Below are 15,229 nucleotides of genomic sequence, written 5' to 3'. Positions count from 1 at the left end.
ATGGTGCAGTTGATACACAAGTTGTTACTGTTACCTGTGTGACTTATGTGAATCTACACCATGGGTCGTTTACCACAACAGCTCAAAAAGTCTCAGTATTTGCGCAGTTTCGGCGCGTCGGTGATTCCATCCTGACTGCAGCTGCTGAGTGGAGTTAGGGCAGCAAGGCGTGGCACGCTTAAGGGCGTGAATACACTGGAGAACCTCGTGGGCAGCTGGCTCACCCTTCCCGATGTCGCGGAAGCGCTTGATCTGTCCATCACCAAGGTTCATGGACTCATCAATGAGCGGGCGTTGGTGTCGGTTCGCGTTACTGATCGTGGAATCCGCTCAGTGCCTGCGGAATTTATCGATGACGGGCACGTCCTGGAAAGCCTCAAGGGGACGGTCGTTGTACTCGGCGACTCAGGGTTCTCGGATGAAGAGATCATTCGCTGGCTCTTCACGGAAGACGAGTCTCTGCCGGGCCGGCCGGTCGATGCGCTGAAAGCGGGGCGCAAAACCGAGATCCGCCGCCGTGCGCAATCCTCGGCGTGGTAGCCGCCCTGTTCAGGCCACTCGCGTAACGGCAGCTTCCGCAAGAACGGAGAGCGCGTCTCTGCAGGGCGGATCGAGGGGGAGTGCCTCCAGCGATTTGTAGCTGGCGCGGGCACGTTCGGCTATCAACGCCTCCACCTCGTCGCGGGCACCTGTTGCGTCAATGATGCGCTGCAGTTCCAGCACTTCGTCCTGGCTCAGGCCTTCTCGGCCAAGGCCGGCATTGAGGGTCCTGGCCTGGTCTGCGCTGCAAGCCTGCAGCGCCTTGGCAATCAGCACCGTTCGCTTTCCCTCCCGCAGGTCATCGCCGGCGGGCTTGCCGGTGAGCGCCGGGTTGCCATACACGCCCAGGAGATCGTCCCGCAGTTGGAAAGCTTCCCCGAGGGGGAGTGCAAAGCCGGAGTAGCCGGCAAGCAACGACGGCGATGCTCCCGCGAGAGCGCCCCCAATGCACAGCGGATGCTCCGTGGAGTATTTGGCGGATTTGAAGCGCACGATGCTCAGTGCCTGCTGAACTGCAACATCCGGGTGCCGATCAGGCCCGACTGCCTCTTCCAGGAGATCCAGATACTGGCCGGCCATGACTTCCGTGCGCATCCTGTTGAATATTGCGCGGGCTTCAGCGGTTCGCTCAGGTGCGGCGGTGATCGAAGCGAATGCTTCTTCGCTGAGAGACAGGCACAGGTCACCCGCGAGGATCGCAGCGCCGGTTCCGAAATGTCCGGCATCCAGATGCCAGCCGCCGTCGTCATGAAGGGTCTCGAACTGTTTGTGCACACTGGGGGCTCCGCGCCTGAGATCCGAGCGGTCAATGATGTCGTCATGAATGAGCGCAGCTGCCTGAAACAGTTCCAGGGACATGCCCGCCAGAACGACGCCGTCGTCATCCGCTGCGCCTCCGGCGCCTCGCCAGCCCCAGTAGCACAGCAGCGGACGCATCTTCTTGCCACCGGAGGCCAACCGTTCTATCGCATCGACAAGCACTGCACTGTCGGACGACACCGTTTCGAGGATGGACCGCTGCGCTGAGAGGAAGCGGGAGGTAGCTTCGGTAAGCGACTTCCTGAAGCGATCCTGCTCATCCTGCACGGGAGTGGAAAGAGCAGCGATACCGTCAGTCATAGGCTCAGTCTAGGTGCTGCCCTCCCAGGCGAAGCTGCTTCAGGTGCATCCCGCCCACCGATTCCGTGGGCGCGCAGCAGTAGGATGGTTCGCATGCCCGTCCGTTCCGACCTCGCGGGAATCGAGGACGCGGATTGCACAATCCTCCATGTGGACATGGACGCCTTCTATGTCTCAGTGGAGTTGCTTTCCCGCCCAGACCTGCAGGGCAAGGCTGTTATCGCCGGCTCGCCGTCAGGTCGGTCGGTGGTGCTGTCGGCCTCCTACGAAGCACGGCGGTTCGGGGTGCGCTCCGCGATGCCCATGGTCAACGCCCTGCGGCTCTGCCCCCATGCCGTCGTCCTCGAACCGCACCACCACCTTTATGCCGAGGTGTCGGCGTCCGTCATGGAAATCTTCGGCTCAGTCACGCCTATGGTGGAACAGCTGAGCGTCGACGAGGCTTTCCTCGACGTCGCCGGGTCGATCCGGCGACTGGGTTCACCCAGGACAATCGGCGAGCTGATCCGAACAATGATCCACCGGGAACTTGGAATAACGGCGAGCGTGGGTATTGCCTCCACAAAGTTTGTCGCGAAAATTGCTTCCACCCGCGCGAAGCCGGACGGGCTGCTGCTGATTCCAGCGGCGCGAACCGTGGAATATCTCCACACCCTTCCGGTGTCGGCGCTCTGGGGTGTCGGCGCCAAAACCCAGGAGGTTCTTGCACGGTTGGGGATCAGGACCGTGGAGGACGTCGCGCGCACTCCCGCGTCGGTCCTCCAGCGGACTCTCGGCGCCACCGGTGCCCATGTCCACCGGCTTGCCTGGGGGCAGGACCCCCGTCCGGTAACCGTCAGCAGGCAGGAGAAAAGTATCGGTGCCGAGGAAACGTTTGCATCCGATGTCGATGACGATGATCTCCTTCGGGCAGAACTGCTTCGCCTGTCGCACCGCACAGCCACGCGCCTTCGTTCCGCAGGGCTGCAGACAGGAGGGGTGTCACTGAAGGTTCGCTACGCTGACTTCTCCACCCTGACCCGGTCACGGCGCCTCCCCGAACCTGCCGACAGCGCGCATGCCTTATATGCGGCAGCGTGTCAGCTCCTGGAATCGCTGGGTGAGCGCCCGCTGAGCGTTCGGCTCATCGGAATCCGGGCGGAGCGGCTCGAAGGCGCTGCGGGCACTTCACATCAGCTGACGATCGACCGCCAGGATGACAATTGGCGCCTCGCAGAGCAGGTACTCGACAAGGTGAACGGCAAATTCGGTGCGTCGATGGTCTTGCCTGCGCGGCTGCTCAAACCGCCGTCCGGCGCGAGGGGCGGGCACCCTGCCGACGGGCAGCCAAAACGCCGGGATACCGGCGGGCAGGGGCCGGCCGGCGGGTGACTGTGGCTTTCCCTTCGGGTGATTGCAAACTATCCTTAGCAGTAGGGATCAATTAGGCGTTGACCCACTCAGATCAGCATGCTGAAGCGCATCGCGGCGGCAGCAGCCGGGAACCAGTTCACGGCTGAACTCGTTGTTGGGTTTGAGGGATTCGGTATTAGTAGCAAGGAGGCAGTGATGGCACTCTCGGAACACGAGCAGCGGCTGCTTGACCAGTTGGAACAACAGCTTCATGCCGACGATCCCAAGTTCGCCCACTCCATGGCATCAAACACCGGTCGCTCGATGTCCACGCGCCGCATCGTGCTCGGATCGCTTGTGACCGTCGCTGGCTTGGCGGTCCTGCTTTTGGGCATCTGGAATCAGTTCATCCCGGTAGGAGTGGCGGGTTTCCTCATCATGGGTGCCGGCGTGTACTACGCCACCACAAGGTCGAAGGTGGACGGCGCGGCCCCTGGTGCCGGTAAAGTCGCAAAGGCCTCCAGTTCTCCGCGTGGCAGTTTCCTCAGCAGTCTCGAAGAAAAGTGGGACGAGCGTAAACGGGACCAACCCTAAACCACCCACTTCCTCCACTTTCCCCCACAGGGCCGGCCGAAAGGCTGGTCCTGCGGCATTTAATGCGGTTCGACCCGGAACTGATCAATCGCTGACCCTGTTGCCCCCCAACTACCCTCCACTCTCCACCACACGCCAGATACCGCACAGCTACGCGGATTTCCCGGGCGAACGAATCGAGAAACGCTCGGAGGGACATTGACTGTGGAGGATTGTGGAGTAAAGTGGAGGCTATAAGAGCGTAGTGGCAGCGCTTGGCTCTCATGACGGACGGGCGGTGGCGAATGTTCCTCGGAACACACTCGCCGCGGTTGGACGAGAAGGGACGGTTGATCCTTCCGGCCAAGTTCCGCGACGAGCTGAGCGAGGGTTTGGTTCTGACCCGGGGGCAGGAGCGCTGCATCTACGTTTTTAGCCAGCGGGAGTTCGTCAAGGTCCATGAGCAGATGCGTGAGGCGCCAATCTCATCGCGTCAGTCCAGGGACTACATTCGGGTATTTCTGTCGGGTGCCTCGGATGAGGTTCCGGACAAGCAGGGCAGGGTAACCATCCCCCCAATGCTGCGGACCTACGCAGGGCTGGACCGGGAGCTCGCAGTGATCGGAGCGGGAAGCCGCGCGGAGATCTGGGATGCGACCGCCTGGAATGACTACCTCGAAGAGAAGGAAACCGCCTTCTCTGAAACAGACGAAGATGCACTGCCGGGAATTATCTGACAGCTGCGAACAAGCGAGACACAGAGCAGTACAGCAAGACCGAGTTGACCGAGGATCTTCGATGAGACCTCCAGCCGCCCAGCCGGCCGACTACCTGGATCACCTTCCCCGGAGCCAGGCAGGCGGAAGCCCGGAGCGGATGGGGATCTGATTGAAGTACCACGGCAACGGATTCACGCAGGCTCAGCCTGAACAGGACAGCAGGAAGGAGCGGGTGAATGGGGGAGGAGCGTCCCACTCAGGAGCGGCATACTCCCGTTCTGCTGGATCGGTGCATCAATCTCCTCGCTCCCGCGATCGAGGCCGCCGGTGAGGGGGCCGTCGTCGTCGATGCGACCCTCGGCATGGGTGGTCACTCCGAGGCACTGCTTCAGCGGTTCAGTGAACTTCACCTCGTGGGTATCGACCGCGACCGGCAGGCCTTGCGGCTTGCCGGAGAGCGGTTGGCACCGTATCGGAACCGCACCGACCTCGTCCATGCGGTGTACGACGAAATCCCTTCGGTCCTCGAAGACCTCGGCATCGCACGGGTCCACGGTGTGCTCTTCGATCTCGGTGTCTCGTCCCTTCAACTGGACGAGCGTGACCGCGGATTCGCCTACTCCTATGACGCCCCCCTCGACATGAGGATGGACACGAGCACCGGGCAGAGCGCCGCGGATGTCGTCAACACCTACTCCGAGGAAGAGCTGCGACGCATCATCCGTACCTGGGGCGAGGAGAAGTTCGCAGGACGGATTGCGTCCGGAGTCGTCTCGGCCCGGGAGGCAAAGCCGTTCACCACGACGGGCGAGCTGGTCGAGGCAATCCGCTCCGTGGTTCCCGCGGGAGCGGCAAGGACCGGAGGTCATCCGGCGAAGCGGACCTTCCAGGCTCTGCGTATCGAGGTCAACGAAGAGCTCACCGTGCTGACGCGTGCTATTCCTGCCGCACTCGAATCGACGGACGTGTTGGGAAGAGTGGTTGTGATGTCCTACCACTCCCTTGAGGACAAGATCGTGAAAGCCGCGTTCTCCGCGGGAACGCGATCGTCCGCACCCGTCGGATTCCCGGTGGAGCTCGAGGAACACAAGCCTTACCTCAAGACATTGACCAAGGGCACGGAGGCTCCTACCGACCAGGAGATCGCTGACAACCCGCGCGCCGCATCGGCAAAGCTCAGGGCAGTGGAACGCACCAGATCCAACACAACAGACAGGAACGCGAGATGAGCCAATCAGTGCAGCAAAGGCCGTCTGTGCGTCACAGCGCTCATGCAGCGGCCGGCGCAGTAGCCGGAAACACCGCCCGCGCGCTGCAGCACCCGGCAGTGTCCAGTCCCGCGGTGCAGCCGGGACGGGAACGACGCCGGACCCCACTCTCGGTGGTCCCGGCCGCACCCACGCGTGGCCGGGTCCCATTCGCTGTGTTCTCCATGGCCGCGCTGATCGCAGCCCTGGTGGTGGTGCTCATGCTGAACATCTCCGTCTCGAGCAGCCAGTACAAACTGGTCTCGCTGCGCGGTGAAGAGGTTGCACTTGCCGAGCGGAACCAGGCGCTGACGCAGCAGCTGGAGAACCTCCGCGCACCGCAGAACCTCGCATCAGCGGCGCACGAACTCGACATGGTGGCCTCCCCGACTTTTGGGACCATTGATGTAAATTCGTTGGCAGTCACCGGAAGCCCGGAGCCAGCCAAGGAGTCGGATGCACCGCCAGTTCTCGTGCCGGCACCTGCCGTGAACGTGCCGAGCCAGGCCGCCGCGCCGACGCCTGCGAATGAGCCGGCGGAACCGTCCGCACCAGCGGAACCCGCCGTACCGGACGCGGCCGCCGCACCGGAAGCGACCGTCGACGACGGGACAATCCCCGCACCGGCGCAGACTAAGCCCGGACAGTAAGAGACCGCAGTACACCAACGCAGCGAGGAATCACGGTGGCACCAGCCGACAACCCCCAACATGAAACATTACGGGTCGCGCTCGGAGCCGCAAGGCTCAGGGTCGGACTGGCCTTTGTCCTGATTCTGCTGCTGGTCCTTGGGGTTCGCCTTTTCCAGGTCCAGGGCCTCGACCCCGACGGAATGGCGCAGGTCGGCCTGAACAAGCGACTGGTTACCCAGCAGGTGCCGGCACTGCGTGGCAGCATCCTTGATGACGAGGGCAACGAGCTGGCGCACACGGTGCAGCGCTTCGATATTGTGGTTGACCAGACGCTCAGCGGCGGTGAAACCTTCGACCGGTACAACCGGGAGACCGGTAAGCGGGTTGAGGACATCCCCATGGAGCAGGGGTTCGAGGAGCTCTCAACAATCCTTGGAGAAGACGTCGCCACGCTCAAGTCCTCCATCCTCGGAGACGCCAAGTTTGCCTTCGTTGCGCGTTCGGTGACGCCCGACATCAGGAACCAGGTGCTTGCTGTCGGGATGCCGGGAGTCTACGCCGACCCCACGACACTGCGCACGTACCCATCGGGAGCAGTAGCGGGCTCGATTCTCGGGTTCATGAGCGGTGACGGACGCGCCCTGAGTGGAATCGAACTCACCCAGGAGGAACAGCTGACGGGGACACCGGGCAGCCGCACCTTCGAGATCGGCGGCGACGGTATACGCATTCCATACGCGACCAACGAGGACGTGCCCGCACAGGATGGCCAATCGGTGCGGCTGACCATCGATCAGGACCTCCAGTACTTCGCACAGCAGACCATTGCCGCGCAGGTCGAGGACTACAACGCCGAATGGGGCAATATTGTTGTTGTGGAGGCCAAAACCGGTGCCATCAAAGCGATGGCAGAGTCAACCACGCCCGACCCCAACGACTATGCGGCGACTGCTCCTGAGTTCTGGAAGCCGCTGTCAGTCACCGCCTCCTTTGAGCCGGGTTCCACCACCAAGCTGATCACCATGGCTGCCGCGCTGGAGGAGGGGATCATCGAACCGACCAGCAGGTTCGAAACACCGCCCACCTATACCGTGGACGGGCAGACCTTCAAGGACGCGTTCGAGCACGGGACGGAAAAGCGCACAGCGGCCGGTATTTTCGCCAAGTCCATGAACACCGGAACGGTCATGATCGGTGAGCAGCTGAGCAAGCAGCAGCGCTATGACTGGCTGCGAAAGTTCGGCATCGGCGAACCGCTCAATGTGGGGCTCAACGGCGAGACGGCAGGGATCCTCCCGACGCCGGACTCGTGGGATGAACGCCAGCAGTACACCGTCCTCTTCGGTCAGGGACTCGCGCAGACCGCATTGCACACCGCCATGGTGTACCAGGCCGTCGCCAACGACGGCGTCCGACTGCAGCCCCGCCTCATCGACGCCTACATCGATGCAGACGGCACCGAGCACGTCGTTCCGCAGGCAGAGGGTACAAGGGTGGTGTCCCAAGAGACGGCGGATCAGCTTCACACCATGCTGGAAACCGTCACGGTGGAAGGGTCCGGAGCTTCTGGAGCACTCGAGCAGTACCGGGTGGGCTCCAAGACGGGTACCGCTGAAGCGCCCAGTCCACAGGGCGGCTATGACGGCTACACTCTCTCCTACGCCGGAATGGCCCCGATGGAGGACCCGCAGTACATTGTCGTCGTCACCCTTCAGCGGCCTCAGGGTGACCTGTACTATCTGGTTCCGGGGGAGTCCTTCCAAAAGGTCATGAAGTATGTTCTGAACTCGAACAACATCCCACCCTCGACCGGTAAGCCCGAGACTTACCCGGTCAAGTACTGAACCGCGTAAGCAGGCCCCAACGTGTCCACAAATGAAGAGTCCGCTGCGCTCATGCGTCCGGACGCCGTCGTCCCCCGCACCATGGATGAGGTGCTTGCCGAGCTCCCGTCGGAGCTCGCCCGCGTGCAGCTCGTAACCGGACCCCACGACGGCGGTGCGCCCGCTTCGATCACGGGCGTCACCATTGATTCCCGGGAAGTTCGTGCCGGCGACCTCTACATTGCACTGCCGGGCACGGGTCGCCATGGGGCTGACTTCACCGGTCAAGCCGTTGCGGCCGGAGCCACGGCAGTGCTCACGGATGACCAGGGAGTGGCTGTCGCCGAGCCGGCGCTGAGCGGCTCGAGGATTCCGCTGTACCGGGCAGCACCGGTGCGGGATTACGTCGGACCACTTGCCGCCGTCGTTTTCAATAGCCAGCCGGCCGGCAGCCGTCCCGTGCTCTATGGGGTGACCGGCACCAATGGGAAGACCACCACGACCTACTTCCTGACTGCACTGGAGTCGGCGCTCGGCAGGAGTACCGGACTGATCGGAACCATCGAGATCCGGGTAGGGGAAACGGTTATCCCGTCCATCCTCACTACGCCCGAATCTCCGCAGGTGCACGGCATCCTGGCGCTGATGAGGGAGCGGGGTATCGAAGCTGCTGCCATGGAGGTTTCCTCGCATGCCATTGAGTACCGTCGTGTCGACGGAGTGCACTTTGACGTTGCGGGCTTCACCAATCTGACCCAGGACCATCTGGATCTCCACGGAAGCATGGAAGAGTACTTCGCCGCGAAGGCTGCCCTGTTCCGGCCGAACCGGACCCGCCGCGCCGTCGTCCTGATCGACGATCCCTGGGGGCGCCGCATCGCGGACCAAGCCGGCGTCGAGACGCTTACGGTGTCAGTGACCGGTGCGTCGGAGGCGGATTGGAACGTCTCGGAGATACAGCGCACCGGCCTCGGACATACCTTCACACTCATTGGTCCGCAGAGACAGCAGTTGCGGCTTCGCTGCGGCCTCCCCGGCACCTTCAACGTAGCCAACGCCGCTCTGGCTGCGGTGATGGTTCTGGCTTCGGGCGTTGAGGCGGATACGCTCCAGCGGGCTGCGGACGCGCACGATCCGTTCACCACCCAGGTACCCGGCCGCATGCAGCTGATTGCTGAGCGTCCTGCTGCCATTGTTGACTTCGCACACAATCCCGACGCGTTGGAGCTTACGCTCGACTCGGTGCGCGTGCCGGACGCCGGCTCCCGTGTGATCGTGGTTTTCGGCGCTACCGGGCAGAGGGACGTCTCGAAGCGCCCGATCATGGGCGCCACGGCAGCCAGGCGGGCCGACGTCGTGATCATCACGGATGACGATCCCCATGATGAGGACGCGGCCAGCATCCGTGCGGACGTGCTTGAGGGTGCTCGCGTTGCACGGGACGGCGAGAACCTGTCGTGCGAAATCATTGAGGTGTTCCCGCGTGCTGCGGCTATTGATCGAGCGGTGGCTCTTGCCCGGCAAGGCGATGTGGTCCTTGTCGCCGGGCGTGGCCATGAGGTGTGGCAGGAGGTCAAGGGCGTGAATCTTCCACTCGATGACCGGGTTGAGCTGGCGGCCGCATTGACACGGCACGGATTCTCTGCGCTTTCCGGCAACAGGATAGAGTCCTAGATCGTCATGATTGAATTCAGCGCAGCCGACATCGCGGCAGTCACAGGCGGAACGCTCTCCCTGTCGGCTCAAGGGGCTCCTTCTTTGGTTGTCCATTCAGCCACCACCGACTCTCGGGAAAGCCGCCCGGGTGGTCTCTTCATCGCAAAGCCGGGTGAGTCCACAGACGGCCATCACTTCGTCTCCAGTGCCTTCGCGAACGGTGCGGTCCTGGCCCTTGTCGAGCGGCCGGTAATGGACGACGCCGGCACTGACTTCCCCGCTGTGGTGGTGCCCGATGCCGTGGAGGCAATGGGCCGGCTCGCCGGAGAGGTGGTGCGCCGCCTCCGTGCGCACTCACCACTGACGGTCATCGGCATCACGGGTTCAGCGGGCAAAACCACCACGAAGGACGTACTTGCGCAGCTTCTCCGCCAGGAGGGGCCCACCGTTTCCCCCATCGGCTCGTACAACGGTGAGATTGGGGTTCCGCTGACGGTTTTCTCCGCCGAGTACGGCACCCGCTACCTGGTCATTGAGATGGGCGCCACGGGCGTCGGGCACATCGAGTACCTTGCCTCCATGGTGCAGCCGGACATCGGAATAGTCCTGTGCGTCGGATCCGCGCACGCGGGTGAGTTCGGCGGCGTCGACATGATTGCCAAGGCCAAGGGGGAGCTGCCGCGGTCCCTTGGTTCAAACGGTGTGGCCATCCTTAATGGTGATGACCGGCGGGTACTGGCGATGGCTGATCAGACCCAGGCACAGACCGTCCTCTTTACCGAGGACTCCACCTTTGACGAGCCGGGCAGCAGTGTCGTCCGTGCTGCGGATGTAACGCTCTCCGTCGAAGGTAATCCGTGTTTCACCCTGCACCTCCCGGACGGTGGTCGTCACGAGGTTCGGCCGCTGCTGATCGGACGGCATCATGTCGCCAACCTCCTCGCGGCCGCTTCCGCTGCCCACCTCCTCGGGATTCCGGGGGATCGAATCGCTGCCGGACTGTGCACCGCCCGGGCGGTCAGCCGCTGGCGGATGGAGCGTACCGACAGGCCGGACGGCGTGACGGTGATCAATGACGCCTACAACGCCAACCCGGAGTCGATGCGTGCGGCGCTTGCGACGCTCGCCGAGCTGGGGCGCGGCCGTCGCACCTGGGCAGTACTCGGTGAGATGCTCGAGCTGGGCGAGGACTCCATCACTGCCCACGATGCACTTGGCAGGGTGGTTGTCCGGCTCAATATCTCCAAGCTGCTGGTTGTCGGGTCCGGGGCCAAAGCACTCCACACCGGAGCAGTGCTGGAAGGATCATGGGGAGACGAAGCGGTCTTCGTTCAAGATGTCTCCCAGGCCGAGGAAATCCTCGATCGGGAACTGCAGCCGGGTGACCTTGTCCTCGTGAAATCCTCGAATGGTGCCGGTCTCCGCCATCTGGGTGATCGGCTAGCATTGGCGTCAGACAACTCGTCGGCGGTGCCAGAAGCAGCCCCGGGATCACAGGCTGAATTGAATGGACCCGGTCCAATGAACCAAGGGGGGCCCTCGCTGTGATTGCGCTGTTGATTGCCTCCGCCTCCGCATTGCTTCTTGCACTTGTCGGCACACCACTTTTCATCAGGCTCCTCGTCCGAAAGAGCTACGGCCAGTTCATTCGCGACGACGGCCCAACGGCCCACCATACAAAGCGCGGGACGCCCACCATGGGCGGTGCCGTCATCGTCGGATCGGTTGTTCTCGCTTACTTCGCCACACACCTGATCATGATGGCGGCGGGTGGCTCCGACGGGCCGACCGTGTCCGGTCTCCTGCTGCTGATGGTCACCGTAGGCATGGGAGTCGTCGGCTTCTTCGACGACTACATCAAGATTTCAAAGCAGCGAAGCCTGGGACTCAGCGCACCGGCGAAGATCATAGGGCAAACCCTGGTGGGTGTTTTGTTTGCCGTGCTGGCCCTGAACTTCCCGGATGAGAATGGACGCACGCCGGCGTCGACTGCTATCTCCTTCGTCAGGGATACAGCAGTCGACCTGGCATTCGCCGGTTCGATTATCGGCGCCATCCTCTTCGTTCTGTGGTCCATTCTCATCATTACCGCCGCAACGAACGGCGTGAACCTGGCGGACGGCCTGGACGGACTGGCCACCGGTGCATCAGTCTTTGTCTTCGGCGCTTACATGCTGATGGGCATCTGGCAGTTCAACCAGAGGTGCGCATCGCCGGAGGTTCCAACCAACATCTGTTACGAGGTCCGCGACCCCCTGGACCTGGCGCTGATCGCCGGTGCGATGTGCGGAGCTCTGGTGGGATTCCTCTGGTGGAACACCTCACCGGCCAAAATTTTCATGGGAGACACCGGATCGCTCGCGATCGGCGGAGCAATTGCGGGATTCGCTATTCTCTCCCGCACCCAGCTTCTCCTGGTCATCATGGCGGGGCTGTTCGTCATGATCACGCTGTCCGTGATCATCCAGGTAGGCTTCTTCAAACTGTCCGGAGGCAAGCGGGTCTTCAAAATGGCGCCGCTCCAGCATCACTTCGAGCTCAAGGGGTGGCAGGAAGTCACGGTGGTTGTGCGGTTCTGGATCCTTGCCGGACTGTTCGTCGCTGTCGCGCTCGGTATCTTCTACGCTGAATGGGTTGTACTTCTGTGAGTGGTACAGGTGCCCAGGAGAGCTCTGACCGCCTTGAAAGCCTGACGTCGTGGGACGCTGACTGGGCAGGGCTACGCGTCGTGGTAACGGGGATCGGCCTGTCCGGTTTCTCTGCCGCTGACACGCTGATCGAACTCGGTGCACGGGTTGTGGTGTGCGACTCCTCGGATTCCGAAGAGAACAGGGCGAAGGCGGACACCCTTCGCATCGTCGGGGCAGTGGACGTCCTGCTCGGGGCCGAGGCCGCTGCTACGCTCCCACAGGTGGACGGCGAAGCGCCCGAACTGGTGGTGACCTCTCCCGGTTGGCGTCCTGATCAGCCCCTGCTCGCTGCGGCCGCCGCTGCCGGAATCCCGGTATGGGGTGATGTCGAACTCGCATGGCGCGTACGAGTGCGCCGGGGCAGGTCCACCGCTGAGTGGTTGACCATCACCGGAACCAATGGCAAGACAACCACTGTCACCTTGGCGGAATCGATGCTCCGCGCCGGAGGCCTTCGCGCCATCGCCGCGGGGAACGTCGGCACGCCGCTGCTCGACGCCATCCGGGACCCGCAGGGCTACGATGTGATCGCCGTCGAACTCTCAAGTTTCCAGCTGCACTGGAGTTCGAGCCTCGCGCCGCTCGCCAGTGTCTGCCTGAATCTGGCCGAAGATCACGTGGACTGGCACGGAGGATTCGAAGCCTACCGGGCGGCCAAGGCAATGATCTACGAGAACACCCGCGTGGCCTGTGTGTACAACGCCGAAGACGAAGCCACCGAGCGGATGGTGGAGGATGCTGATGTCCAGGAAGGCTGCCGGGCGATCGGCTTCACCACCAATACCCCTGCCATCAGCATGCTCGGGGTTGTAGACGGTCTGCTGGTGGATCGTGCGTATATCGAACAGCGGAAGGATTCAGCGGCGGAACTGGCCTCGGTGACGGACCTCGGGGAAGTGGTTCCCCGCCACCTCGTTGCCAACGCCCTGGCAGCGGCGGCCCTGGTGCGGGCAGCGGGCGTCCCGGCGGCCGCTGTGCGTGAAGGCATCCGTAACTACCAGCCGTCCGGGCATCGAATCGAGCTTGTTGCGGCACGGGACGGCGTGCTCTGGATCAACGATTCCAAGGCAACCAATCCGCACGCGGCACACGCAGCCCTGTCCTCCTTCTCCAGTGTCGTCTGGATTGCGGGTGGGCTTTCCAAGGGCGTCGACTACAACAGCCTGGTCAGGGATAACGCAGCCCGCTTCAAGGCGGCTGTCCTTATCGGCCGCGACAGTTCTGACCTAGCCGCTGCTCTCAGCCGACACGCGCCCGATGTTCCCGTGATAGTTCCAGCCGCGGGTCACACTGGTAGAGACGAGCTGCCGTCCCAGCACTCGAGTTCAGACGGCGTTCAGGCAATGCGCGCCGCTGTCACCGAAGCGCTGCGTATCGCCGTTGACGGCGACACTGTTCTCATGGCGCCGGCAGCAGCGTCGATGGACCAGTTCCCTTCCTACGCTCACCGTGGCACCGCATTCATCGAGGCGGTTCGCGGGATTGTGGAGGGGCAGGGATTCACCGCTAAGGAGTTGTAATGGTCAGCACGCCCACCCGGCATCCGCGCCGGAGGCCGGCGGCGCGGCAACACTCCGGCAGCAGGGGCTCGTCCCGGGTCAACGCTTCTGGCAATCCTGCGGCGGATGCCATTGCGGCGCGCCCGGAGCGCAAGGGCGTTCTTGGTGCCTTCGGACGCATGTGGCGCTTTCTCGAGGGTTCGGACCGGCAGACCAGCGGCTCCAGCTATTACATGATTCTCGGCGCCACGCTGGCGCTGACGGCCATCGGGCTCATGATGGTGCTCTCGGCGTCGTCTGTTGAATCGATTGCCAATGCAGCATCCACGGTCGAGCCAACTGATGAGGGCGCGATCGTCTTTGACTTCTTCTTCAAACAGAGCATGTATGCGGTGCTCGGCGTGGTGCTGATGCTCGTCCTGTCCAGATTGGGGCCGCGGGTTTTCAAGTTCCTTGCGTGGCCGGGGCTCGGCGTCGCTATTGTCCTGCTGGTACTGGTGCTGCTCATTGGCGAGAACATCAACGGAAACCAGAACTGGATCCGGATCGGCAACCAGTCTCTTCAGCCTTCAGAACCCGCAAAGCTCGCACTCGCGTTGTGGTGCGCCACGGTCCTGGAACGCAAGCGCGGCCTGATCCGTGACTGGAAGCACGCGCTCATACCTGTAGCACCGCTCGGAGGAGTCATCCTCCTGCTCGTGATGCTGGGCGGTGACCTCGGTACAGCGATCATCCTCGGAATGATCATGGCAGCAGCGCTGTTTTTTGCCGGCGCACCAATGAAGCTGTTTACGCTGGTCGGCCTCCTCGGAATTGCCGGCGCTTTCGGCGCCATCCTCCTCAACAGCACACGAAGTACCCGCATCCAGGCCTGGCTCAGACTGAACTGCGAAAGCGCGACGGATCCCTGTTTTCAAACGAACCAGGGGCTTTTCGCACTGGCGTCCGGGGGCTGGTGGGGAGTGGGAATCGGCCAGAGCCGGCAGAAGTGGAACTGGATCCCGGAAGCGCACAATGACTTCATCTTCGCCATCATCGGTGAAGAATTCGGGTTGATCGGTACCCTCGTAGTGATCGCGCTTTTCGGAATCCTCGCGGTGGCAACCCTCCGGGTGGCACGGCGTTACACCGACCCCTTCGTGCGCATCCTCATGGGCTCCATCCTCGTGTGGCTGATCGGCCAGGCCTTTGTGAACATCGGCATGGTCACGGGCGTTCTTCCCGTCATCGGTGTGCCGCTGCCGTTCATCTCCTACGGCGGTTCTGCCCTCACCTTCACGCTTGCCGCCGTCGGTGTGCTCCTTGCCTTTGCGCGGCGGATGCCGCCCGCCGTGCCTGGCACTGCCGGACCGGCCGTCAGCTCCAACCAGACTTCTGCAAGCGACAAGTGAAAGATCAA

13 protein-coding genes are annotated in these 15,229 nt (G+C 62.9%); 12 read left to right on the top strand and 1 reads right to left on the bottom strand.

Annotated elements, in window-relative coordinates; all coding sequences use genetic code 11:
* Positions 1 to 186 precede the first annotated feature (186 nt).
* On the top strand, positions 187 to 540 hold the full coding sequence (locus P4U43_RS05585; RefSeq protein ID WP_056547110.1) for an Rv2175c family DNA-binding protein: 354 nt from the start codon (positions 187 to 189) through the stop codon (positions 538 to 540).
* A 9-nt stretch (positions 541 to 549) separates the two neighbouring features.
* Here the strand turns inward: P4U43_RS05585 and P4U43_RS05580 are convergent, their stop codons facing one another.
* Complete coding sequence (locus P4U43_RS05580) at positions 550 to 1,659, bottom strand: polyprenyl synthetase family protein (protein ID WP_277357829.1); 1,110 nt, start codon at positions 1,657 to 1,659, stop codon at positions 550 to 552.
* A gap of 93 nt (positions 1,660 to 1,752) precedes the next feature.
* Between P4U43_RS05580 and dinB the strand changes: the two genes are divergently transcribed.
* From dinB to ftsW, 11 genes are all read left to right on the top strand, one after another.
* Positions 1,753 to 3,030, top strand: coding sequence for a DNA polymerase IV (dinB, locus tag P4U43_RS05575; RefSeq protein ID WP_277357828.1), 1,278 nt, complete (start codon positions 1,753 to 1,755; stop codon positions 3,028 to 3,030).
* A 177-nt stretch (positions 3,031 to 3,207) separates the two neighbouring features.
* Positions 3,208 to 3,585 (top strand): DUF3040 domain-containing protein, encoded by a 378-nt coding sequence (locus tag P4U43_RS05570; RefSeq protein ID WP_277357858.1) that lies wholly within the window; start codon positions 3,208 to 3,210, stop codon positions 3,583 to 3,585.
* A 284-nt stretch (positions 3,586 to 3,869) separates the two neighbouring features.
* A complete protein-coding gene (gene mraZ / locus P4U43_RS05565; RefSeq protein WP_056547768.1) occupies positions 3,870 to 4,301 on the top strand; it encodes a division/cell wall cluster transcriptional repressor MraZ in 432 nt (143 codons plus the stop codon).
* A gap of 218 nt (positions 4,302 to 4,519) precedes the next feature.
* The gene (rsmH, locus tag P4U43_RS05560) at positions 4,520 to 5,512 is read left to right on the top strand and encodes a 16S rRNA (cytosine(1402)-N(4))-methyltransferase RsmH (protein WP_277357827.1); all 993 of its coding nucleotides are present in this window, start codon (positions 4,520 to 4,522) and stop codon (positions 5,510 to 5,512) included.
* Positions 5,509 to 6,180 carry a hypothetical protein gene (locus P4U43_RS05555; RefSeq protein ID WP_277357826.1) on the top strand — a complete coding sequence of 224 codons (672 nt, stop codon included), beginning with the start codon at positions 5,509 to 5,511 and terminating at the stop codon, positions 6,178 to 6,180. The genes rsmH and P4U43_RS05555 overlap by 4 nt, the downstream gene beginning before the upstream one ends.
* Before the next feature lie 35 nt (positions 6,181 to 6,215).
* Positions 6,216 to 8,006: a peptidoglycan D,D-transpeptidase FtsI family protein gene (locus P4U43_RS05550; RefSeq protein WP_277357825.1), complete on the top strand. Its 1,791-nt coding sequence runs from the start codon at positions 6,216 to 6,218 to the stop codon at positions 8,004 to 8,006.
* A 51-nt stretch (positions 8,007 to 8,057) separates the two neighbouring features.
* On the top strand, positions 8,058 to 9,659 hold the full coding sequence (locus P4U43_RS05545; RefSeq protein WP_277357857.1) for a UDP-N-acetylmuramoyl-L-alanyl-D-glutamate--2,6-diaminopimelate ligase: 1,602 nt from the start codon (positions 8,058 to 8,060) through the stop codon (positions 9,657 to 9,659).
* 6 nt (positions 9,660 to 9,665) lie between these two features.
* Positions 9,666 to 11,189, top strand: a complete 1,524-nt coding sequence (locus P4U43_RS05540; RefSeq protein ID WP_277357824.1) for a UDP-N-acetylmuramoyl-tripeptide--D-alanyl-D-alanine ligase — start codon at positions 9,666 to 9,668, stop codon at positions 11,187 to 11,189.
* On the top strand, positions 11,186 to 12,289 hold the full coding sequence (gene mraY, locus P4U43_RS05535) for a phospho-N-acetylmuramoyl-pentapeptide-transferase (protein ID WP_056547130.1): 1,104 nt from the start codon (positions 11,186 to 11,188) through the stop codon (positions 12,287 to 12,289). The genes P4U43_RS05540 and mraY overlap by 4 nt, the downstream gene beginning before the upstream one ends.
* Positions 12,271 to 13,851, top strand: coding sequence for a UDP-N-acetylmuramoyl-L-alanine--D-glutamate ligase (gene murD, locus P4U43_RS05530; RefSeq protein WP_277357823.1), 1,581 nt, complete (start codon positions 12,271 to 12,273; stop codon positions 13,849 to 13,851). The genes mraY and murD overlap by 19 nt, the downstream gene beginning before the upstream one ends.
* Positions 13,851 to 15,221 carry a putative lipid II flippase FtsW gene (gene ftsW / locus P4U43_RS05525; RefSeq protein WP_277357822.1) on the top strand — a complete coding sequence of 457 codons (1,371 nt, stop codon included), beginning with the start codon at positions 13,851 to 13,853 and terminating at the stop codon, positions 15,219 to 15,221. Before murD ends, ftsW begins: the two co-directional genes overlap by 1 nt.
* Positions 15,222 to 15,229 lie beyond the last annotated feature (8 nt).

The sequence above is a fragment of the Arthrobacter vasquezii genome, assembly GCF_029455255.1.
GTDB lineage: Bacteria > Actinomycetota > Actinomycetes > Actinomycetales > Micrococcaceae > Arthrobacter_D > Arthrobacter_D parietis.
The sequence above is the reverse complement of the archived record's forward strand: the minus strand, read 5'-3'. Positions and strand labels throughout refer to the sequence as shown.

Coding starts and splice junctions, on each gene's coding strand:
- P4U43_RS05580 (WP_277357829.1), bottom strand. CDS start 1,659: ATGACTGACGGTATCGCTGCTCTTTCCACTCCCGTGCAGGATGAGCAG.
- dinB (WP_277357828.1), top strand. CDS start 1,753: ATGCCCGTCCGTTCCGACCTCGCGGGAATCGAGGACGCGGATTGCACA.
- P4U43_RS05570 (WP_277357858.1), top strand. CDS start 3,208: ATGGCACTCTCGGAACACGAGCAGCGGCTGCTTGACCAGTTGGAACAA.
- mraZ (WP_056547768.1), top strand. CDS start 3,870: ATGTTCCTCGGAACACACTCGCCGCGGTTGGACGAGAAGGGACGGTTG.
- rsmH (WP_277357827.1), top strand. CDS start 4,520: ATGGGGGAGGAGCGTCCCACTCAGGAGCGGCATACTCCCGTTCTGCTG.
- P4U43_RS05555 (WP_277357826.1), top strand. CDS start 5,509: ATGAGCCAATCAGTGCAGCAAAGGCCGTCTGTGCGTCACAGCGCTCAT.
- P4U43_RS05545 (WP_277357857.1), top strand. CDS start 8,058: ATGCGTCCGGACGCCGTCGTCCCCCGCACCATGGATGAGGTGCTTGCC.
- P4U43_RS05540 (WP_277357824.1), top strand. CDS start 9,666: ATGATTGAATTCAGCGCAGCCGACATCGCGGCAGTCACAGGCGGAACG.
- murD (WP_277357823.1), top strand. CDS start 12,271: ATGGGTTGTACTTCTGTGAGTGGTACAGGTGCCCAGGAGAGCTCTGAC.
- ftsW (WP_277357822.1), top strand. CDS start 13,851: ATGGTCAGCACGCCCACCCGGCATCCGCGCCGGAGGCCGGCGGCGCGG.